Genomic DNA, 20,091 nt, shown 5'->3' with positions numbered 1-20,091 from the left:
GGCTAGCGGCCCAGCGGCAGCAGGCCGTCCGGCCCGATCATCCGGAAGGGGACGGACTCCAGGCGCATGCCCGTGTTCACCTGCACCGCGAAGTGCAGGTGCGGGCCGCTGGAGAAGCCGGTGTTGCCGGTGTAGCCGAGCACCTGACCCAGGTGCACCTGCTGGCCGGGCCGGACCGCGACGCCGCCTTCGCGCAGATGCGCGTAAAGCGCCATGGAGCCGTCCTCGTGCAGCACCCGTACCAGATTGGCGCGGTCGGCCAGGCCCGGGTCCGCGCCGCCTTCGCGAAAGCCGCCGACGGCCTCCATCACCACGCCGCCGCGCGCCGCCAGCACGGCGGTGCCTTCGGCCACTTCCAGGTCCACGGCGTAGCGGTTGGCCGGATCATCGTGGCTGAAACCGCCGTGGAAACCCTGGCCCAGGCGGAAGGCGGACTCTTCCACCGGCAGCGAGTAGACGACGTCGCGGGCCTGCGCGTGCGGCGGCCCGGGCACGGCCAGCAAGCGCAGCCGGTGCCGCGGCGCCGGGCCGGTCGCCACCAGGATGGTCAGGACCTCGCCGGTGCCGGCCGCCAGTACCCGTCGCTGCGGCAAGGGCGGGTCGGCCGCCAGGTCCTCCAGGCCATCGGCCTGCACCTGCACTTCCACCGGTCCCGCCGCCAGGTTGCGGACGAGCACCTGCCACTGGCTGCCCTGCCTGCTCAGCTCCAGCCGGGCCCAGTCGGCCGCGCACGACGGCGCCGACGCGGTCGCCGCCAGCAGCGCCAGCAGCGGCAGCAGCGGCTTCACCGCGCCGGCTCCGGAAAGGGCCGGGCGAAGTAGTCGGCGATCGGCGCCGGCCGGTCCAGGGCATGTCCCTGGGCGTAGTCCACGCCCATCGCGGCCAGGGCGCGGCGCTGGCGCTCGCTTTCGGTGTGCTCGGCGATGCTGCGCTTGTCCAGTACGTGGGCGATCTCGTTGATCGAGCGCACCACCGCCTCGGCCATGGGCGAGCTGTCCATGTCGCGGACGAAGCTGCCGTCTATCTTGAAGTAGTCCACGTCCAGCGAGCGCAGGTAATTGAACGAGCAGAAGCCGGCGCCGAAGTCGTCCAGCGCGAAGCGGCAGCCGAGCGAGCGCAGTTGGCCGATGAAACGTTGCGCCCGGGCGAGGTCGCGCACCGCGCTGGTTTCGGTGACCTCGAAGCACAGCTTTCCGCCCGGGAAGCGGCTGCGCCGCAGCCGTTCGGCGACGAAGGCCAGGAAACCCTCGTCGGCCAGCGCGTCACCGGACAGGTTGATGCAGCAGGTCGAAACGGATTCCGCCTGGCCGGGGTGGGCGTCCAGCCAGTCCAGGGTCATGGCCAGCACTTCGCGGTCGATGCGCGTGCCCAGGTGGAAGCGTTCGGCGGCCGGCATGAAGCGGCCCGGCATCAGTTCCTCGCCGCTGTGCGGGTCGCGGATGCGCAGCAGCACCTCGAAGTGGCGACCGCTCTCGAGACCGGGCTGCAGCGGCACGATGCTCTGGCAATGCAAGGCCAGCGCCTTGTGCTCCAGCGACTCGCGCAGCCGCACCACCCAGCGCATGGCGGCGGTGCGGTCGAGCAGGTCGCCGGCATCCGGGCGCGCCATGCAAACCCGGTTGCCGCCCTGCTCCTTGGCGGTGAAACAGGCGGCGTCGGCCTGGGAGAGCAATTGCGCGTACTCGGCCTGGCCGGGCAGGAAGGCAACCACGCCGGCGCTGGCGGTGGTGGCCAGCATTTGCCGACCCCAGCCCTGCCGGTAACCCTCGATGGCCCGCAGCAATACCCGCACGCGGTCTTCGGCGACCATCGGCGCGCAGTTGCGCAGCAGCAGCGCGAACTCGTCGCCGCCGGTGCGGGCCAGCAGGTCGTCGGGGTGGCGGTGGGCCTCCAGCAGGCCGGCCACGCCCCTGATCAGTTCGTCACCGGCGGCATGGCTGGCGGTGTCGTTGATCAGCTTGAGGTGGTCCAGGTCCAGGTAGGCCAGGGCCATCGGCGGCGCCGACACGTCCGCCAGGGCCGCCTTCACCCGCCGTTCGAAGGCGTCGCGGCTGGCCAGCCCGGTCAAGGCATCGGTGTCGGCGCGCTGCTGCAGGCGATGACTGGCGCTGCGTTGCTGGTACATGGCCACCGAGAGCGTCATCGGCAGCACCGACACCACGATCAGGAAGCCGAGCAGGTTCAGCCCGTCCACCGGCGCCTGTGGCGGCGGAAAGCCGGCCAGGCCGAAGCCGGCCACCGCCGAGACCAGCAACATGGTCACGGCGATGCCCATGGCCGTGTGCAGCGGCGTGAACCGGATCGCGCTCCAGACCAGCACCGCCAGGGGCAGCGCCACCAGGCCGAGGGCGTAGTAGCCGCCGAGGCTGGCGCCCCAGCCCATCAGCAGGAAACTGGCGGCCAGGGCGACATTCCAGGCCAGGCGCTCGCCCTCCGGGGCGTAGTCGCCGGACGGCAGGCGGCCGCGGCGTGAGGCCGGCAGGCTGGCCAGCAGCACGGCCGGGGCGATGCTGGTCACCCCCAGCAGGTCGGCCAGCAGCCAGCGGCCCGCGGCCCAGGGCCAGTCGCCGGGCGGCAGCATGCCGGCATGCACCATGCCGGTGGTGCCGACCAGGGCGCTGACCGCCGACATCACCCCGCCGCCGGCCACGCCGCGCAGGCCGAAACGCACGCTCATCGGTTCCGGGGCGGGGCCTCGCAGGATCAAGGCCGCCCCGGCCAGCACGCCCAGCAGGTTCGCCGCCATCGAGTAGGCCAGGAACAGCATCGGCACCGGGTCGAACAGCAGGTGCACGCCCAGCACGCCCAGCGGCACCAGCGGCGCCCAGCGCAGTCCGTACCGGACCACCGCCGCCAGGCCGATGCCCGCCGCAGGCCAGAACAGCACCACCTCGCCCGGCCCGCCCATCATCTGGGTGGAATAGCCGCCGGCCGCGATGTACAGCGCCAGCAGCAGGACGGACGTCCAGATCGGTCGGGCCCGGTCGCGCATGAGGGGAAGCATAGGCGCGCCGGTCACCGACCGCCTAGGCCTCTGCCCGCTCGCCCGGGGCGCCGGAGCTCAGCAGCCGCATCCGTCCCGATTCCAGCAGGCGTTCATGGTCGCCGCGCAGGGCCTGCATCAGCACTTCCGGACTGCTGCCCGGCAGCGGCCGGTACGCCGCCCAGCCGTTGCGGCCGTGGGTCTTGACGTAGTACAGCGCCCGGTCGGCCAGCTCCACCATCTGCTCCCAGCCCAGGCTGCCACGGCTTTCCCGGAACAGCGGGCACTCGACCAGGCCGATCGAGCAGGTCAAGCGCAACGGTTCGGGCAGGCCGATCTCGAAGCGGTGGTTGGCGATGGCGGTCCGGATCCGCTCGCCCAGGACCGGCAGATGCCGGCCGGGCATGGGCCGGAAGACCACCAGGAACTCCTCGCCTCCCCAGCGGGCGATGTAGTCGCCGCTGCGCACCAGACTGGACAGCACCTGGGCGAACTGCTGCAGCACCCGGTCGCCGGCATGGTGGCCATGCGTGTCGTTGACGGCCTTGAAATGGTCGATGTCCACCAGCGCGAACAACATCACCTCGTCGGGCTCGCGCCGCAGCACCTCGCGTTCGTAGAAGGCGATGTCGGCGGGAATCTGGTTGGTCAGGTAGCGGCGATTGCGCAGGCCGGTGAGCGGGTCGGTCTGGCTGGCTTCCTCCAGGCGCAGGTTGGCGGCCTGCAGCGCGTCGGTACGTTGCCGCACCAGCTTTTCCAGGGCTTCGCGCTGGCGCCGGTAACCGGCATAGACCAGGCTGGCCAGCAAGGCGGCCAGCAGCAGCCGGAACAGGCCGGTCTCGTGGAAGTACGGCGGTATGACGAAGCCGATCTGGGCCGGCGAATCGGCCCAGACGCCGGCATTGTTGGCGCCGATCACTTCGAACACGTAGGCGCCCGGCGGCAGGTTGGTGTAGCCGGCCTGGCGCCGGGTCGGATCCTCCAGCTCGCGCCAGTCCTCGTCGTAGCCGACCAGCCGGTAGCGCATTTCGACACTGCGCGGCTCCTGCAGGCTGAGCACGGTGAACTCGAAGGCCAGGTCGCGCTGGCCCAGCGGCAGTTGCCAGTCCTCGCGCGGGTCGGCCAGGCGCCAGCGATCGCCCACCCGCACCCGCTCGACGACGGTGCGCGGCGGCACCGCGTTGGTGTGGATGTCGCGGGTGCTCATGGCCACGAGGCCGTCGCGTGTGGGCAGCCACAGCTCGTCGCCCAGGTGCAGGCCCTTGGCATTGCCGGCGCCGTTGCAGCAGAAGCCCTGTTGGCCGCCGCGGCGGTCGCCCCGTTCGTTGAGCAGCATCTGCCCGCGGACCTGCTCGCGCCGCCCAGCCGCCATGTCCGTCAGGTCGTCGAGCGGTACCCGATAGATGCCGCGGATGCCGGCCACCCACAGCCAGCCGTCCGGCGAGTGACTGATGAAAAAGGGCGAGTTCACCGGCAGGCCGCTGTCCTTGCCGAACCGGTGCCAGCGTGCGCCGTCGAACAGGTAGAGCTCCTCGGACAGCGTGCCGACCACGAGACGCCCATCCGGCAGTTCGTGGATGGCGGTGATGTCGAGGTTGGCTTGCAGGCCCTTGTCTTCGCCCAGCGGCAGCAGTTGCCCTTCATTCATTTCGTACAGGCCGGTCTGGGTTCCCAGCAGCAGGCGACCGGAACGGGTCTCGTGCATCAGGCGGACGAACGGCGAGCGCAGGCCGTGGCGGGAGTCGTAGTGCCGCATGCCGTCCGCCGACCACTGGAACAGCCCGCCGGAGGTCATGAACCACAGACGGTTGAGCCGGTCACGGACGATGCCGTTGACCTGCAGGCCGCCCAGCGGCGCCAGCTCCGGCGTACGTTCCAGACGATCGCCGCGCAGGCGGACGGCGCCGCGGCGGGTGCCGATCCACACCACCTCGTCCTCGATCAGCAGCGTGTAGGCATTCGGGTGGGGCAGGTCCTCGCCGGCGACCACCTCGCGGAAACGCCCGCCCTCCATCACGGCCAGGCCATCGTTGGTGCCGACCCAGAGCCTGCCGTCCGGGCCGCGCGCCACCGACCAGAGCATCGGGTGCTGCAGGCCGTCGCGGGTGCTGTAGCGGCGGGTCCAGCCGTTCCAGAGGCGGGTGATGCCCTCCCACTGGCCGCCCAGCCAGAGATTGCCCTCGCGGTCCTCGAAGATGGCCCGGACCGCCGAGGCAGCCGGATCCTGGTCGCCCACCAGCTCGCGCAGGCGACCGGCCTGCAGCCGGGCCAGACCGCTGGTCATGGCGACCCACAGATTGCCGTCGCCGTCCTCGAAGATGTCTTCGATCGGCGCCCGTGCCAGCGGTTCACCGCTTTCATGCCGCTTCCAGGCATTGCCCTCGCGATGGAACAGGCCGGCGCTGGTGCCCGCCCACACCCTTCCCTGCGCCTCCGCCAGTTGCGTCACCACCGCGTCGCCGGCGTTCTCGGGCAGCGGCAGCACGCCGACCCACTGCCCCTCGATGCGGTAGGCCTGTCCCAGACTGCCCACCCACAGGCCGTCGCCGCGCTGCAGCAGGCTGTAGGCCGGGCGCGGCAGGGGATGCAGCAGGCGCAGGCGACGCTTGCCGGCATCGCCCTCCACGACGTAGACGCCTTCCTGGCCGGCCACCGCCAGGCGGCCGTCCGCCAGCACGGCCAGGGCGCGGGTGTCCATGGGCGTACCGTCCCGCCCTTCGACGGCGACCGTTTCGAAACGGCCGTCCTCGTACACGCTCAGGCCGCGATAGGTGGCGATCCAGACGCGGTTGTCCGCGTCCACATGCAGCGCATGGATCCAGATGCCGGCCAGGCCGGGCGTGTTTTCCGGGTTGTAGGTGAGGAAGCGGACGCCGTCGAAACGAGCCAGCCCGGCCTGGGTGCCGACCCAGAGATAACCCAGCCGGTCCTGGGCGATGGTCAGGGCGCTGATCTGCGGCAGGCCCTCCTCGATGCTCCAGCGGTTGCGGACGTAGTGATGGAAGGCCTTGTCCGGATCCAGCGCGGGGGCGGGGCCGGCGGCGGCCAGCAGCGCCAGCGTCAGCACGGATGTCAGGACGGTGCGCAGGGCGGCCACATCGGGCTCCGTCGGCATTCGCCCCGACTATTACGCCCGGTTTCCGGGCATCGCAAGCTTTCGTGTGCGATTCCGTGACGCAGGCTGCTTCCGCGCTGCAGCATCGGTGCGGTCGCTCGCCGCGGATGGAGAGGATGTGGATCAGGACAGGAAGGCGCGCACGGCGGCGGGGTCGAAAGGCCAGTCGAGCTCGGCGCCGGTGTCCTCGCGGCGCAGGACCGGAATGCGGCTGCCGTAACGGGCTTGCAGGCCGAGGTCGCCGTCTATCCAGAGCGGATCGAAGTCGGGCACGCCGGCGGCGGCCAGCACTTCCCAGGCCCGGTCGCAGAGCTGGCAATCGTCGCGCTGGATCAGGGTCAGGCGCATGGTTTCGGAAACGTGAACGGACGCCATGCCGGCGGACCGGCCGGACGCGGCCGGCGGGCATAGAATAGCGGCGATCCGCATGGAAGCCGCAGCATGGCCGTCAGCCTGTTCGACCTGTTCAAGATCGGCATCGGGCCATCGTCCTCGCACACCGTGGGGCCGATGCGCGCCGCCGCCCGTTTCGTCTCGCGCTGGCTCGACGAGCCCGGCCACATGCCGAAGGTGGCGCGGGTGCGCGCCGAGGTCTTCGGGTCGCTGGCCCTCACCGGGCGCGGCCACGGCACCGACAAGGCGGTGATGATGGGCCTGGAGGGCCACTGGCCCGACCGCATCGACCCCGACCTCATTCCGGAGGCGATGGAACGCATCCGCGCGCAGAAGCGCATCCGCCTGCTCGGCCGTCACGAGATCGGCTTCGACGAGAAGCACGACCTGATCATGAACAAGCGGCAGAAGCTGCCCTTCCATACCAACGGCATGCGCTTCAGCGCCTACGACCAGGCCGGCGAGGTGATCGCCACCCGCGATTACTACTCGGTCGGCGGCGGTTTCGTGGTCAACCAGGACGAGGCCGCCGAGGATCGCATCGTCGCCGACACCACCGAGCTGCCGCATCCCTTCCACAGCGGCGACGAACTGCTGCGTCGCTGTCAGGAATCCGGGCTGAGCATCGCCGCCCTGATGTACGCCAACGAGCAGGCCTGGCGCAGCGAGCAGGAGATCCGCGAGGGCCTGCGCACGATCTGGAAGGCAATGCAGGACTGCGTGCAGCGCGGCATCCGCGAGAAGGGCACGCTGCCCGGCGGCCTGCACGTGCCGCGGCGCGCGCCGACCCTGTACGCCGAGCTGTCGGCCCGGCCCGAGGCGGCGATGCGCGACCCGCTGACGGTGCTCGACTGGGTGAACCTCTACGCCCTGGCGGTGAACGAGGAGAACGCCGCCGGCGGTCGCGTGGTCACCGCGCCCACCAACGGCGCGGCCGGCATCATCCCGGCGGTATTGCATTACTACGACCGCTTCTGCCCCGGCGCCGGCGAGCAGGGCGTGTTCGATTTCCTGCTGACGGCCGCCGCCATCGGCATCCTCTACAAGGAAAACGCCTCGATCTCCGGCGCCGAGGTCGGTTGCCAGGGCGAGGTCGGCGTGGCCTGCTCGATGGCCGCCGGCGGACTGGTGGCGGCCCTGGGAGGCACGCCTGGCCAGGTCGAAAACGCCGCCGAGATCGGCATGGAGCACAACCTCGGCCTGACCTGCGACCCGATCGGCGGCCTGGTGCAGATTCCCTGCATCGAGCGCAATGCCATGGGCGCGGTCAAGGCCATCAACGCCGCGCGCATGGCCCTGCGCGGCGACGGCAAGCACAAGGTCTCGCTGGACAAGGTCATCAAGACCATGCGCGATACCGGCCGCGACATGCAGGACAAGTACAAGGAAACCTCGCGCGGCGGCCTGGCCGTCAACGTCATCGAGTGCTGAATCGCGGCCGCCCGGCGGCGGCCGTCGGCGGGCCACCGGCGATCGCCGCCGCCGAAGCGCGGCGCTCCGGTCAGTCCCCGGCGCGGCGCAGCGGAACGCGGGTGCGGATGGCGACTTCGGCCGGGATCAGGTCGGTATCGGCCCAGTCGCCGGTGCCGACGCCGAAGGCCAGGCGGTCCACCCCGGCTTCGCCCTCGAGCACGGGCGACTCCCCCGGAATCCAGCGGAAGCACAGCGGCACGGGCCGCTCGACGCCGCGCAGGCCCAGGCGGCCCTCGGCGACGAAGCCGCCATCGGGCAGGGCCCGGCAGCGGTCGGCCCGGTAGTACGCCATCGGCTGCCTGCCCACGTCGAAGAACTCTCGCTCCATCAGCATGTCGTCGCGCTCGGGCAGGCCGGTGTCGGCGCTGGCCAGGGCGATCCGCACCTCGAAGCGGCAGGACTGCGGCGCATCCGGGTCGAAGGCGATACGGGCCTCGAACCGGCGGAAACGGCCCTCGAAGGCCTCGCCTTCGTAGCTCGAGGAGAAGTCCAGGCGGGCGTCGCCGGTGGCGACGTAATCGGCCGCCGGCGCCGGGCCCGGCGCCAGGCAGAGCGCAAGGAGTCCGGACCGGACCAGGCTCGCGGGCAGGCGCATGCTCAGTTCCTCCCGCCGTCGCCTTCCGCCGGCGGCTTCGCCAGCGGCAGCATGCGCGCCAGGGTGGCGTCTCGGCGCCGGTAATGGTGGTACAGGGCGGCAGCCGCATGTACGGTGACCAGCACCGCCAGGGCGATGAACAGCCATTCGTGCGCCTCATGCGCGAAGGCCTTGAGCTGCGGGTCGCGGCCGCTGAGGGCCGGGACGTCGAACCAGCCGAAAAACTTCAGCGGGAAGCCTGAGGCGGAGTTGTACAGCCAGCCGCTCAGCGGCATCAGCAGGAGCAGCGCGTAGAGCGCGCCATGCGTGGCCTGGGCCGCGGCGTGCATCCAACGCGGGGTGCCCGGCACCGGCCCGGGCGATCCGGCGGCCAGGCGCCACAGCAGGCGGACGGCGGTCAGCCCGAGTACGCTCAGGCCCAGGCTCTTGTGCAGGGCGTACACCTGCACCTTGAAGGCGGAGTTGGGCAGCTCGGACATCAGCAGGCCGATGATCGCCAGAGCCAGCACCAGGATCAGGCTCAGCCAGTGCAGGACGATGCTGGGGCCGCCCCAGCGCTCAGGAAGGTTTCTGATCGGCATCGCCGGGCTCCGTGTCGGTGTCGGTGTCGGGATGGTCGGGCATCCCGGCGTCCGCGCCGGGGCCGGCACCGGCCGGCCGGGCCGGCCCGGGCCCGGCCGGTTCGCCGGTCCCGCGCGCGCGGATCGCTTCGGCCTCTATCCAGAGTTCGACCTCGTGTCCGACCACGTTCGGCCAGGACACCATGCCGAAGTCCCGGCGATCCAGGCGGGCGCTGGCGGAAAAACCGGCGGTGCGGCGGAAGGTGATCGGGTGCCTTTCCAGGGCGTTGAGCCGAACGTCCAGCACCATCGGCCGGCGTTGCCCGCGCAATTCGAGTTCGCCGTGCACGAGGGCGCCGTCCGGGCCGGTCGGCTCGACGCGGGTCGAGCGAAAGCGCGCCACCGGATGCCGGCCGGCGTCGAGGAAGCCGCGGCCGAGCACGCGCCGGTTCCAGTCGGCATCGCCCAGGTCCAGGCTTGCCAGCGGCAACTCGACCTCCAGTCGGGCGCCTCGCCAGTCGTCCGGGTCGAAGGCCAGTTCGCCGGTCGCGCCGGAGAAGGTGCCGAGCGCGCGGGAGAAACCGGCATGATCCACCCGGAACAGCACCCGGGTATGCACGGGGTCCAGGGCGAAGGTCTCGGTTTCGCCGGCCGCGACAGGTCCGGTCGCCAGGCAGGCGGCCAGCGCCAGGCTGGCATGGAGGCGCGTATGCGTCATCGGAATTCCTACTGTCGCCGCGGGGCCCGGCGGCTAGTCTAGGCCGCTGTCGAGGAGAGGATACATGGGCGTTCCCGCGCTGGCCGGCGCGATCCTGGGCCTGTGGCTGCTGTCGGCGTCGGCACAGGCGATGCCGGCGTCGGCGTGGCCGCGCCTGCAGGAAATCGGTACCGGCCAGGGCCTGCCCTCGAACCGGGTAAGGGCGATCCTGCGCGACCACGAGGCTTACATGTGGGTCGCCACCGACGACGGGCTGGCGCGGCACGACGGTACCCGCCTGCAGATGTGGCGGCGGGGCCGTGACGCCCTTCCCGGCAACGAGCTGCGGGCGATGCGCCTGGAGGCGGATGGCCGGCTGTGGCTCGAGTTCGACGACGCCGGGCCGGGCTGGCTGTCTGCGGACCGGCGCCGGTTCACGCCGGCCGCGTCGGGGCAGGCGGAACCCCGCGGCCCGCGCGCCCAGCCGCGGGTTCGCGACCTGCTCGGAGCGCTGTGGATCGGCGGGCCAGGCGGGCTGCGCGGACGGGACCCCGGTGCCGATTGGCGCGACTGGTCGGCGCATCCGCAGTTGTCGGGGGCCGTCACCGCCCTGGCCCTGGATGGCGAGGGCGGTGTCTGGATCGGCAGTGCCGATCATGGCGCGTTCCGGCTGCCCCCGGCCTGGCGCGGCGTCGGTGGCCTGCCCCTGCCCGCGGCGGAGGCTTGCGATGCCAGGCCGACGGGCGTGGCGACGGCATCGGCGGATGCGCTTTGGGTCGCGGCCGGTCCATGCCTGTGGCACTTGCGCCTGGGCGCAGGCCGGGCGCACTGGCAAAGGCAAGCCCTGCCTCCGGAGCGGACCGGCGAGCCGATCCGCCTGCTGGAGGCCGACGCCGAGGGGCGGCCGTGGCTGCTGCGAGGAAACCGCCTGTGGCATGTGCCGGCGACGGGCCCGGCCCGTGCCTGGAAGGTGCCGGACTCGACCACGATCCTGCCCGGAGCCGAGGCGATCTGGCTGCTCGCGGCCGACGGCCGGGTCTGGCGGCTGCATGCCGATACCGATGCCGGCCCCAGTCCCTTGTCCCCGCCAATGCCGGTGGAGCGACTGTTCGCCGGCCCGGACGGCCAGCCCTGGGCACTGACGGACGCAGCCCTGTGGCGCTGGCGGGCCGATGCGGGCCGGTGGCGGCGCGTGCCCGGCGACGCCGGGCCGGAAGCGCTGGCCTTGGCCGCCGGCCCGGACCGCCTGCTGGCGTTCGACGGCGCCCGCCTGTGGCAGGCGGGCTGGACAGGGGACGGCCTGGCACCCTGGCGCCCCTTGCCGGCCGGGCCGGACATGCCGGATCTCGGGCGGGCCGGCCTGGCCCTGGACGAACAGGGCAGGCCCTGGCTGACCGGCATGCGTGGCCTGTGGTTCCCCGCCGACGACGCCGGCGATCTCCGGCCACTGGCCGCCGCCGACGGCCTGCCGATGCCCCTGCATCCGCTCGCCCCGCGCTGGCTCCACGGTGCCGGACTGGCCGTCCTGCCCGGCGCCGAGGGCCTGGTGCTGATTTCGCCGCGACGACTGGCTTCGGCGCCGCGGGTTCCGGCGCCGCTGCGCCTGGAGCTTTCCTACCGTCACGGCGAGCGCCTGGTCTCCACGCCGGCCGGTCTTGGCCTGCTGTCGCTGGGACCGGAGGACACGCTGCTGGGTCTGCGCCTGCATCGCCTTTCCTACGGCGACCCGTCCGGACATCGTTACCGGGTGCAACTGGAGGGGCTGGATGCCGGGCCGGTGCTGCTGGGCCCGCAGGGCGAGCGGGTGTTTCCGCCGCTGCCGCCGGGGCGCTACCGGCTGACATCCGCCGCCGCCCCGGCCGGCTCGACGAGGTGGCGGGACGGACCGACGGTGACCGTGCTGGTGGAGCCGGCCTGGTGGCACAGTCGGGAAGCGCTGGTGCTGGCGGTGCTGGGCGGCGTCGGCCTGCTTGGGTTCGGCGGCTCGGTGTGGCGCCGCCGTCAACGCCGGCGCGAGATCTGGCGCGCCGCGCACCGGCGCCGGCGGGAAGCCGAGCGCCATTCCGAAGCCAAGAGCCGTTTCCTGGCCATGCTCGGGCACGAGATCCGCACGCCGCTGACCGGCGTCCTGGGCATGGCCGAACTGTTGCAGGCCGAGCCCCTGAGCCCCCGCCAGCGTGAGCGGCTGGAAGCCCTGCAGGCCGCCGGAAGGCACCTGCTGCGCCTGGTGAACGACTCGCTGGACCTGGCCCGTATCGAGGCCGGCCGCTTGAGTCTCGAGCGGGCGCCGTTCGACCTGCATGCGCTGGCCGAGGACGTTGCCGGCCTGCTGGCGCCGCTGGCGCGGGCCAAGGGGCTCGCCTTCCGCCTGCAGGTGCCGGCCGGCACGCCGGTCTGGTGGCTGGGCGACGCCATGCGGGTCCGGCAGATCCTGCTGAACCTGGGGCACAACGCGGTGAAGTTCTGCGACCACGGCGGCGTGAGCCTGCAGCTGTCGGCCGCGCCCGGCGGCGGCCTGCGCGCCGAGATGCGCGACACAGGCCCTGGCCTGGCGCCGGCACAACGGGCGAGGCTGTTCCGCCGTTTCGAGCAGGGTGGCGGTTCCCGGGCACCCTCGGGCGGCAGCGGCCTGGGCCTGGCGATCAGCCAGGAGCTGGCGATCGCCATGGGCGGGCGCATCCTGGTCTACAGCGAGCCCGGCCATGGGGCCTGCTTCGAGGTGCTGCTGCCCCTGCCCGAGGCCGAGGCGCCGGCCCAGGCGCAGGGACCGGAGTCGCCCGGCACGGCCCGCCGGGTGCTGCTGGTGGAGGATGACGAGGTGGTGGCGACAGTGGTCTGCGAGCTGCTGCGCACGGCCGGCCATGAGGTCATCCATGTACCGCACGGCCTGGCGGCACTGGCCGAGCTGGAAGGCGGCGGCTTCAGTCTGGTGCTGCTGGACCTGGACCTGCCCGGCATGGACGGCCTGGCGCTGTCGCGGCTGCTGCGCGCGCGTGGCGACGACACCCCGCGGGTGGCGCTGACCGCCCGAACCGAGGCCGGGCAGGCCGCCGGCGACGCCGGCATGGCCGGTTTCCTGCGCAAGCCCGTCACCGGCGACGATCTTCGCGACGCCGTCCGCCGCTGGGCCCGCGGCAGCGACGGCACGGGAAACGCGGGGTGACTCCGCGTCGGCAATTCCTCCTCCGTGTCCTCCGTTCCGCCCGCGTTTCAGCGCGCGGAGTGCGCGTGCACGGTGTCGACGAGAATGCGGACGCGATCGGGGTCCATGTCCGGGCTCATGCCGTGCCCGAGGTTGAAGACGTGGCCGTCGCGCGAGCCGCCATTGGCGGCGGCGTAGTCGTCCAGGGCGCGGACGACCTCGGCGCGGATCGCCTCCGGTGAGGCGTACAGCGTGGCCGGGTCGAGGTTGCCCTGCAGTGCGACCTTGCCGCCGGTGCGGCGCCGGGCCTCGCCCAGCGACACCGTCCAGTCCATGCCGATCGCCTCGGCGCCGCTGCCGGCCAGGGCCTCGAGATAAGGCGCGTTGCCCTTGCCGAACAGGATCAGCGGCGCGGCCTGCGCCCCGTCGCCGCGCGGCAGTTCGGCGGCGATCCGCGTGAGGTAGGGCAGGGAGAACTCGCGGTACAGGTGCGGCGCCAGCACGCCGCCCCAGGTGTCGAACACCTGCAGGGCCTGGGCACCGGCCCGGCGCTGCGCGTCCAGGTAGGCGATCACCGCGTCGGTGACCACGGCCAGCAATCGGTGCATGGCTTTCGGGTTTTCCAGGGCCAGGGCCTTGACCCGGCCGTGGTTGTCGCTGCCGCCGCCCTCGACCATGTAGCAGGCCAGGGTCCAGGGGCTGCCCGAGAAACCGATCAGCGGCACGGCGCCGTCCAGCTCGCGACGGATCAGGCGCACCGCGTCGGTGACGTAGCCGAGCTTCTCCTGCATGTCCGGTACGGCCAGCCGGGCGATATCGGCCTCGCTGCGCACCGGTCGCTCGAACTTCGGGCCTTCGCCCTCGACGAAGTACAGGCCCAGGCCCATGGCGTCGGGCACGGTCAGGATGTCGGAAAACAGGATGGCCGCGTCCAGCTCGAAGCGGCGCAACGGCTGCAGCGTGACCTCGCAGGCCAGCTCCGGATTCTTGGCCATGGCCAGGAAGCTGCCGGCCCGGCGGCGTGTCTCCCGGTACTCGGGCAGGTAGCGGCCGGCCTGGCGCATCAGCCACACCGGGCTGCGGTCCACGGGCTGGCGGCGCAGGGCGCGCAGGAAGCGGTCGTTGCGAAGGTCCACGGTCGTCCTCGGGTCAGCGGGGCGCGTCGGCGCCCTGGGCGAACATCACCTGGTAGCCGCGACGCAGCTGCACGTCGCGGGCCTTTTCGAAGGCGGCCAGGGCGGCGGCGCGTTCCAGGTACTGCTCGCGGCGCAGTTGCGCCTTGCCGCCCAGTTGGCCGCTTTCACGCAGCAGGGTCCAGCCGCCGAGCAGATCCTGCTGCAGGATCAGCTGGACGTAGCGGGGGGCTTCGGTGCCCTGGGGCTTCTGCTGCAGGAACAGGCGCATGAGCCCCGCATTCTACAACGCGGGCTGGGCGCGACGGGCGGATTCTTGGGGAGGTGGAGTGCCGGGCCTCGGGTGGGGCTCCTGGCGGCGGGTTGGCCCGGCGGCGCACCGGCCGTCGCTGGGGCCGCCGGGGCGCGTCTGCTGCGCAACCGCGAGCAGCGCTCAGGAAACGAGGACCGCAAGCACAGCGTCAGGGGCCACGTCGGCGAAGACTTCGGCACGGCCGACGCCACGCCAGAGCACCAGCCGCAGCCGCCCGGAGATCGCCTTCTTGTCCAGCCGCATGTGCGAGAGCAGCGTCTCCGGCAAGAGACCGGCGGGCACGGCAACCGGCAAGCCGAAGGACGACAGCAGCGCCTGCAGCCGCGTGGCATCGGCCCCGGGCGCCAGGCCCAGGCGCGTGGACAGCCTCGCCGCCAGCACCATCCCGACCGCCACTGCCTCCCCGTGCAACAGTCCACCGTAAGCCTGGGCGGTTTCGATCGCGTGCCCGAAGGTGTGGCCGAAGTTGAGCAGCATCCGCTCGCCCTGCTCGGTCTCGTCGCGGGCGACGATGCCTGCCTTGTGCCCGCAACTGCGTGCCACCGCTTCGGCCAGCGCCGCAGGTTCGCGGGCCAGCAGTGCCGGCGCCTGCGTCTCCAGCCAGGCGAAGAAACCGGCATCGGCGATCGCTCCGTACTTCACCACCTCGGCCAGGCCGGCACGCAGCTGGCGCGGGGGCAGCGTGTCCAGCGTGGCCAGATCGGCCAGCACCGCCGCCGGCTGGTGGAAGGCGCCGACCAGGTTCTTGCCCTCGGGCAGGTCCACCGCGGTCTTGCCGCCGACCGCGCTGTCCACCATGGCCAGCAGGGTGGTGGGCAATTGCACGAAGCGCACGCCGCGCATCCAGCAGGCTGCCGCGAACCCGGCCAGGTCGCCGACCACGCCTCCGCCCAGCGCGATCACCGTTGCATCGCGGCTGGCGCCCAGGCTGGCCAGCGCGGACATCAGCTCCGCAAAGCGGCCCAGGTTCTTTTCCCGCTCGCCGGCGGGCAGCACGCAGGCGCGCAGGGCCTTGCCGGCCAGCGCCGCCTCCAGCTTCAACAGGTAGTGCGGGGCGACGTTTTCGTCGCTGAGCACGAGCACGTGCCGGCCGGGCACGAGCGCGCACAGACCTTCGGCGTCGTCGAGCAGGCCGCGGCCGATAAGGATGTCGTAACCGCGTTCGCCCAGGGCGACATGGACCCTGCGTGCCGGCGTCACGCCGCCTCCCCGCGTTGCCAGTGCCGGGCCAGCAGGGTCGCGAGCCGGTCGGCGGCGGCGGCCACCGCCAAGCCGTCGGAGGCGAAGACCAGGTCGGCGACCTCGGCATAGAGCGGGTCGCGCTGCGCTGCCAGGGCCTGGAGACGGGCGCGCCGGTCGGGTGCGTTCAGCAACGGTCGCTGCCGATCCCGGGCCAGGCGCTCGAGCTGCTGGTCCACGCCGGTCGCCAGATGCACGACGAAACCGCGGGCGCTCAGCAGGGCACGGTTCTCCGCCGCCAGCACGGCACCGCCGCCGGTGGCGACCAGCAAGCCGCGCTCGCGCATCAGTTCGGCGATCAGCGCGCTTTCGCGCCGGCGGAAGCCGGCTTCGCCCTCGCAATCGAAGATCACCGGCACCGCCGCGCCGGTGAGCTGCTCCAGGCGCTGGTCGCAGTCCACGAACCGCAGGCCCAGGCGTTCGGCCAGGCGCTTGCCGACCGAGGTCTTGCCGGCGCCCATGGGGCCGACCAGGACGAGATTGGGGGCGGGATTCATGACGGCGATGCTAGCACCGGCCCGCCGGCGCCCGCTGCCCGGCGTATAGTGCTGCGGGCCGCTGTCCGGCGGCGTCACCGGAGCAGGGACATGGCCAACTCCACCGTCACCAAGGTGATCGAAGTGTCGGCGTCCTCGAAGAAGAGCATCGAAGATGCCGCGCAGTCCGGATTGAAGAAGGTCGCCAAGACCGTCAAGGGCATCAAGGGCGCCTGGGTGAACGAGATCAAGATCGTCACCGACGACGACGGCTCGATCGCCGAATGGCGGGTCAACATGCGGGTGAGCTTCGTCGTCAGCTGAGCGGCCGGCGCTCGGCGTCCAGCGCGATGGTCCGGTCGGCCAGGGCCGGCAGCGTGCGCATGGCCTGCCGGCTGACCCGCTCGAAGAACAGCACGAAGCGTTCGACCTCGGGCCGGGTCATGGCACGGCGGCCGGGATGGGCGGCCTGCAGGGTCCGTTCCTGCTGCCAGCGCCAGCGCGGCACCACCTCGAAGCCGGGGCCGCGCAGCCAGGTCAGCCAGTCCAGCCTGGCCCACAGCCTTGCGTACCTGCCGAGGGCATCGTTGCAGTAGCGGCGCCAGCTGCCGTCCGGGTCCTCCAGGCGCTCCAGCGCGTTCAGCGGCTCGGCGAGCGCGGCATCGTCCTCGGGCGGCACCTTGTGGAACCAGCCCTCGAACACCACCAGCGCTGGCGACGGTGGCGACAATGGCCAGCGTGAGGGCGGCAGCCGGCGGTCGGCGATCTTGTCGAAGCGTGGCAAGCGCACACGGGCGCCGGCGCGCAGGCCGTCCAGCACCTCGCAGGCCAGGTCCAGGTCGTGGCTGCCCGGCGGCCCCCGGGTGGCCAGCAGGGGATGCACGCAGCGGCCCAGGGCCAGGCGTTCCCGCCGGCCCAGGTAGAAATCGTCCACCGACAGCGCCACCACGTTCAGGCCGCGCGCCCGCCCGGTCCGGACCATGTCGGCGGCCAGCGTGGACTTGCCGGTGCCCTGCAGGCCGGTCAGCCCGTAGACCGGTACCGGCCCGGACAGTGCCAGGGCCTCGTCCAGGCGTTCGGCCACGAACTCCGGGCGGTGACCGACGGAAGGATGCGGGGAGGGCGTCATCGGCGCGACAATAGCGGCATTCCCCAAGGACGAGTAGCCATGGATGCGTTGTACCGGGAAGCCTTGAACACGTTCGGCGGCTTGCTGGAAGAGGCCAGAGCCTCGGCCGAGCCTGAACCCACCGCCATGGTCCTGGCGACCGCCGACGGCAAGGGTCGCCCCTCGGCACGGGCGGTGCTGCTGAAGGCCTGGGACGAGCGCGGCTTCGTCTTCTACACCAACTTCGACAGCCGCAAGGGGCGGCAGCTGGCCGCCAATCCGCAGGCGGCCCTGCTGTTCCTGTGGAAGCAAGTGCGGCAGCAGGTGCAGGTCCGCATCGAGGGTACGGTCGAGCCGGTCACGGCCGCCGAGGCCGACGCCTACTTCGCCACCCGCCCGCGCGAGAGCCAGCTCGGCGCCTGGGCCTCGTTGCAGTCGCAGCCGCTGGACTCGCGCGCCACTTTCGAGGCCCGCTACGCCGACTACGAGCGCGAGTTCGCCGGCGGCGAGGTGCCGCGGCCGCCGCACTGGTCCGGTTTCCGGGTGGTGCCGGAGATGATCGAGTTCTGGTACGGCGCGCCCTTCCGCCTGCACGAAAGGCAGGTATACGCCCGCCGGGAAGGCCGGTGGGCCAAACGGATGCTGTACCCGTGAGCACCGGCCCGCGCCGCATCGTCTGCCTGACCGAGGAGCCGACCGAAGTCCTGTACGCCCTGGGCGAACAGGAGCGCATCGTCGGCATCAGCGGGTTCACGGTGCGGCCGGCACAGGCACGCCGGGAAAAGCCCAAGGTCAGTGCCTTCACCTCGGCGAAGATCGAGCGCATCCTCGCGCTGCGGCCCGACTTCGTGGTCGGCTTCTCCGACATCCAGGCCGACATTGCCGCCGAGCTGGTCCGGCGTGGCGTCGAGGTCTGGATCAGCAACCACCGCAGCGTCGCCGGCATCCTCGACTACATTCGCCGGCTCGGCGCGCTGGTCGGAGCCGGTGCGCGAGCCGCGGCCTGGGCGGGCGAGCTCGAGCGCGGCCTCGAGGACATCGCCGCGCGGGCGGCAACCCTGCCGCGTCGCCCGCGCGTTTACTTCGAGGAATGGGACGAGCCGCGCATCAGCGGCATCCGCTGGGTGGCCGAGCTGGTGCGCGTCGCCGGCGGCGACGACATATTTCCGGAGCTTGCCGCCGAGCCGCTGGCGAAAGACCGGATACTGGCCGACGACGACCCGATCATCGCCCGGGCGCCGGAGATCGTGTTCGGCTCGTGGTGCGGCAAGAAGTTCCGGCCCGACCGGGTGGCCGCCCGTCCCGGCTGGGAGGCGGTGCCGGCCGTGCGCACCGGCCATCTGTACGAGATCAAGTCGTCCCTCATCCTGCAGCCCGGCCCCGCCGCGCTCACCGACGGGGTTCGCGAGCTTGCCGCCCGCATCCGGGAGTGGGCCCGCGGCGCCGGCATGCGCCAATGAATCCCGCCAAGTGCCCGCCGCCGGCGCGGCCCGGGCCTGCCGGCGCCGAGCTGGACCTCGGGCCGTCCGGCGGTTTCCGGATTCACTCGGGGAAGAAGTCCTGGCGGAACTCCACCCGGATCGGTTCGCCGCCTTCCGGCCTCGCCACCACTTCGAACCTCAGGGTGTCGCGGCCGACCACGCGGGCCTCGGCCAGGTAGTAGATCGCCTCGCCCTCGCGCACCTCGCGCACACGCAGGTCCATGCGCTGGCCGTTGAGATTGGTGGCGGCGACGGTGACCTGCGCCGGCACGGCCAGGTCGGCGCCCGGCACGCCCTGACGAAGGGCAATGTTCACCAGGATGCGATTGGCCGAACGGGTGATGCCGTACCGGCGCGCCACGTCGGGTGTCAGGCTGGTGCTGGGTACGGCGTTGTAGTGCAGGGTGATTTCGCCGGACTGCACCAGGTTCTGGGCCACGGCAGGCGCCAGGCCCAGGGCCAGCAGCAGGCCGGTCAACAGGGAGAAGGGCGAACGACGCATGGCCGGGACTCCTCTCTGGTTCGGGACGCCATCATCGCGCCGCGCCGCGCCCATGTCATCCGTCGGCGGAGAGCTCGCGCCCGCGCCGGACGGCGGCGGCGACGGCGGCGTCGACCAGGGAGCGCAGGCCGCCGGCCTCGAAGGTCTCGACGGCCGCCTGGGTGGTACCGCCGGGCGAGGTCACCCGCCTGCGCAGCGTGGCAGCGTCCTCGCCGGATTCCGACAGCATCCGCGCTGCGCCCAGCAAGGTCTGCAGCACCAGCAGGCGCGCGGTGTCCGGCGCCAGCCCCTGGGCCTGCGCCGCTGCGTGCATGGCCTCGGCCAGCAGGAAGACATAGGCCGGCCCACTGCCCGACACCGCCGTGACCGCGTCCATCAGCGCTTCTTCGGGGATCCAGCAGACCAGGCCGCAACTTTGCATCAGGGCTTCGGCCAGCGCGCGGCCGGCATGGTCCACGCGTCCGTTTGCGTACAGGCCGGTGGCGCCGGCACCGAGCAGGGCCGGCGTGTTGGGCATGGCCCGCACCACCGCCTGATCGCCGCCCAGCCAGCGATCGAGCTGCCCGCTGGTGATGCCGGCGGCGATGGACAGCACCAGCGGCCGGCGCGCCTGCGCCAGCGGCGCCAGTGATTCGCAGACCGCGCGCATCACCTGCGGCTTGACCGCCAGCACCCAGGTCCCGGCCAGGGCAGCGGCTTCGGAAGCGGTTTCATGGGTCCCGACGCCGAAGTCGGCGGCGAGGGCCTCGCGCAGGGCGGGAACGGGCTCGGCCACCTGGATGGAAGCGCCGGCGCGCCCCCGCGCGACCAGTCCGCCGATCAGGGCGCGGGCCATGTTGCCGCCGCCGACGAAAGCGATCGATCCGTTGTCCATGTCCGGG

Annotated in this window: 19 protein-coding genes; 5 read left to right on the top strand and 14 right to left on the bottom strand. The window is 72.2% G+C overall.

Annotation, left to right across the window (positions count from 1 at the left end):
* Positions 1 to 2 precede the first annotated feature (2 nt).
* The 4 genes from F0415_RS04500 to F0415_RS04485 form a co-directional block, all read right to left on the bottom strand.
* A complete protein-coding gene (locus tag F0415_RS04500; RefSeq protein WP_149860010.1) occupies positions 3 to 788 on the bottom strand; it encodes a M23 family metallopeptidase in 786 nt (261 codons plus the stop codon).
* Entirely contained in the window at positions 785 to 3,004 is a 2,220-nt protein-coding gene (locus tag F0415_RS04495) for a putative bifunctional diguanylate cyclase/phosphodiesterase (protein WP_149860009.1), read from the bottom strand. The genes F0415_RS04500 and F0415_RS04495 overlap by 4 nt, the downstream gene beginning before the upstream one ends.
* A 22-nt stretch (positions 3,005 to 3,026) precedes the next feature.
* Positions 3,027 to 6,080 (bottom strand): ligand-binding sensor domain-containing diguanylate cyclase, encoded by a 3,054-nt coding sequence (locus F0415_RS04490; RefSeq protein ID WP_188310285.1) that lies wholly within the window; start codon positions 6,078 to 6,080, stop codon positions 3,027 to 3,029.
* 141 nt (positions 6,081 to 6,221) lie between these two features.
* Positions 6,222 to 6,446, bottom strand: coding sequence for a glutaredoxin family protein (locus F0415_RS04485; RefSeq protein WP_149860007.1), 225 nt, complete (start codon positions 6,444 to 6,446; stop codon positions 6,222 to 6,224).
* Between the two features lie 93 nt (positions 6,447 to 6,539).
* On the opposite strand from F0415_RS04485, the gene F0415_RS04480 reads away from it, so the two are divergent.
* On the top strand, positions 6,540 to 7,922 hold the full coding sequence (locus F0415_RS04480; RefSeq protein ID WP_149860006.1) for an L-serine ammonia-lyase: 1,383 nt from the start codon (positions 6,540 to 6,542) through the stop codon (positions 7,920 to 7,922).
* Between the two features lie 70 nt (positions 7,923 to 7,992).
* Here F0415_RS04480 and F0415_RS04475 read toward each other — a convergent pair whose 3' ends face one another.
* From F0415_RS04475 to F0415_RS04465, 3 genes are read right to left on the bottom strand one after another with little or no spacing between them, the layout of a single operon-like run.
* Positions 7,993 to 8,559 carry a YceI family protein gene (locus F0415_RS04475; protein WP_149860005.1) on the bottom strand — a complete coding sequence of 189 codons (567 nt, stop codon included), beginning with the start codon at positions 8,557 to 8,559 and terminating at the stop codon, positions 7,993 to 7,995.
* A gap of 2 nt (positions 8,560 to 8,561) precedes the next feature.
* The gene (locus F0415_RS04470; RefSeq protein ID WP_149860004.1) at positions 8,562 to 9,140 is read right to left on the bottom strand and encodes a cytochrome b; all 579 of its coding nucleotides are present in this window, start codon (positions 9,138 to 9,140) and stop codon (positions 8,562 to 8,564) included.
* On the bottom strand, positions 9,118 to 9,837 hold the full coding sequence (locus tag F0415_RS04465; RefSeq protein ID WP_149860003.1) for a YceI family protein: 720 nt from the start codon (positions 9,835 to 9,837) through the stop codon (positions 9,118 to 9,120). The genes F0415_RS04470 and F0415_RS04465 overlap by 23 nt, the downstream gene beginning before the upstream one ends.
* Before the next feature lie 64 nt (positions 9,838 to 9,901).
* On the opposite strand from F0415_RS04465, the gene F0415_RS04460 reads away from it, so the two are divergent.
* Positions 9,902 to 12,979, top strand: a complete 3,078-nt coding sequence (locus F0415_RS04460) for a hybrid sensor histidine kinase/response regulator (RefSeq protein WP_149860002.1) — start codon at positions 9,902 to 9,904, stop codon at positions 12,977 to 12,979.
* 47 nt (positions 12,980 to 13,026) lie between these two features.
* Here F0415_RS04460 and hemE read toward each other — a convergent pair whose 3' ends face one another.
* The 4 genes from hemE to F0415_RS04440 all read right to left on the bottom strand — a co-directional run bounded on the left by hemE (position 13,027) and on the right by F0415_RS04440 (position 16,140).
* Positions 13,027 to 14,094 carry a uroporphyrinogen decarboxylase gene (hemE, locus tag F0415_RS04455; protein WP_149860001.1) on the bottom strand — a complete coding sequence of 356 codons (1,068 nt, stop codon included), beginning with the start codon at positions 14,092 to 14,094 and terminating at the stop codon, positions 13,027 to 13,029.
* A 13-nt stretch (positions 14,095 to 14,107) separates the two neighbouring features.
* On the bottom strand, positions 14,108 to 14,362 hold the full coding sequence (locus F0415_RS04450; protein WP_149860000.1) for a WGR domain-containing protein: 255 nt from the start codon (positions 14,360 to 14,362) through the stop codon (positions 14,108 to 14,110).
* A gap of 162 nt (positions 14,363 to 14,524) precedes the next feature.
* Entirely contained in the window at positions 14,525 to 15,604 is a 1,080-nt protein-coding gene (aroB, locus tag F0415_RS04445; protein WP_149859999.1) for a 3-dehydroquinate synthase, read from the bottom strand.
* Positions 15,601 to 16,140, bottom strand: a complete 540-nt coding sequence (locus F0415_RS04440) for a shikimate kinase (protein WP_149859998.1) — start codon at positions 16,138 to 16,140, stop codon at positions 15,601 to 15,603. Before F0415_RS04440 ends, aroB begins: the two co-directional genes overlap by 4 nt.
* A gap of 90 nt (positions 16,141 to 16,230) precedes the next feature.
* Here F0415_RS04440 and F0415_RS04435 point away from each other — a divergent pair, with 90 nt between their 5' ends.
* Complete coding sequence (locus F0415_RS04435; protein WP_149859997.1) at positions 16,231 to 16,443, top strand: dodecin family protein; 213 nt, start codon at positions 16,231 to 16,233, stop codon at positions 16,441 to 16,443.
* On the opposite strand, the gene F0415_RS04430 is transcribed toward F0415_RS04435, so the two are convergent.
* Positions 16,436 to 17,248, bottom strand: coding sequence for a kinase (locus tag F0415_RS04430; protein ID WP_149859996.1), 813 nt, complete (start codon positions 17,246 to 17,248; stop codon positions 16,436 to 16,438). The genes F0415_RS04435 and F0415_RS04430 overlap by 8 nt on opposite strands.
* Positions 17,249 to 17,287: 39 nt before the next feature.
* On the opposite strand from F0415_RS04430, the gene pdxH reads away from it, so the two are divergent.
* A complete protein-coding gene (gene pdxH / locus F0415_RS04425; protein WP_149859995.1) occupies positions 17,288 to 17,881 on the top strand; it encodes a pyridoxamine 5'-phosphate oxidase in 594 nt (197 codons plus the stop codon).
* Positions 17,878 to 18,687: an ABC transporter substrate-binding protein gene (locus tag F0415_RS04420; protein ID WP_149859994.1), complete on the top strand. Its 810-nt coding sequence runs from the start codon at positions 17,878 to 17,880 to the stop codon at positions 18,685 to 18,687. Before pdxH ends, F0415_RS04420 begins: the two co-directional genes overlap by 4 nt.
* Before the next feature lie 82 nt (positions 18,688 to 18,769).
* Here the strand turns inward: F0415_RS04420 and F0415_RS04415 are convergent, their stop codons facing one another.
* Positions 18,770 to 19,210, bottom strand: a complete 441-nt coding sequence (locus F0415_RS04415; protein WP_188310284.1) for a DUF4426 domain-containing protein — start codon at positions 19,208 to 19,210, stop codon at positions 18,770 to 18,772.
* A 55-nt stretch (positions 19,211 to 19,265) separates the two neighbouring features.
* Complete coding sequence (gene proC / locus F0415_RS04410; RefSeq protein ID WP_149859992.1) at positions 19,266 to 20,084, bottom strand: pyrroline-5-carboxylate reductase; 819 nt, start codon at positions 20,082 to 20,084, stop codon at positions 19,266 to 19,268.
* Positions 20,085 to 20,091: the final 7 nt, after the last annotated feature.

Source organism: Arenimonas fontis, assembly GCF_008386465.1.
Lineage (GTDB): Bacteria > Pseudomonadota > Gammaproteobacteria > Xanthomonadales > Xanthomonadaceae > Arenimonas > Arenimonas fontis.
This window is presented reverse-complemented; position numbering and strand designations above follow the sequence as displayed.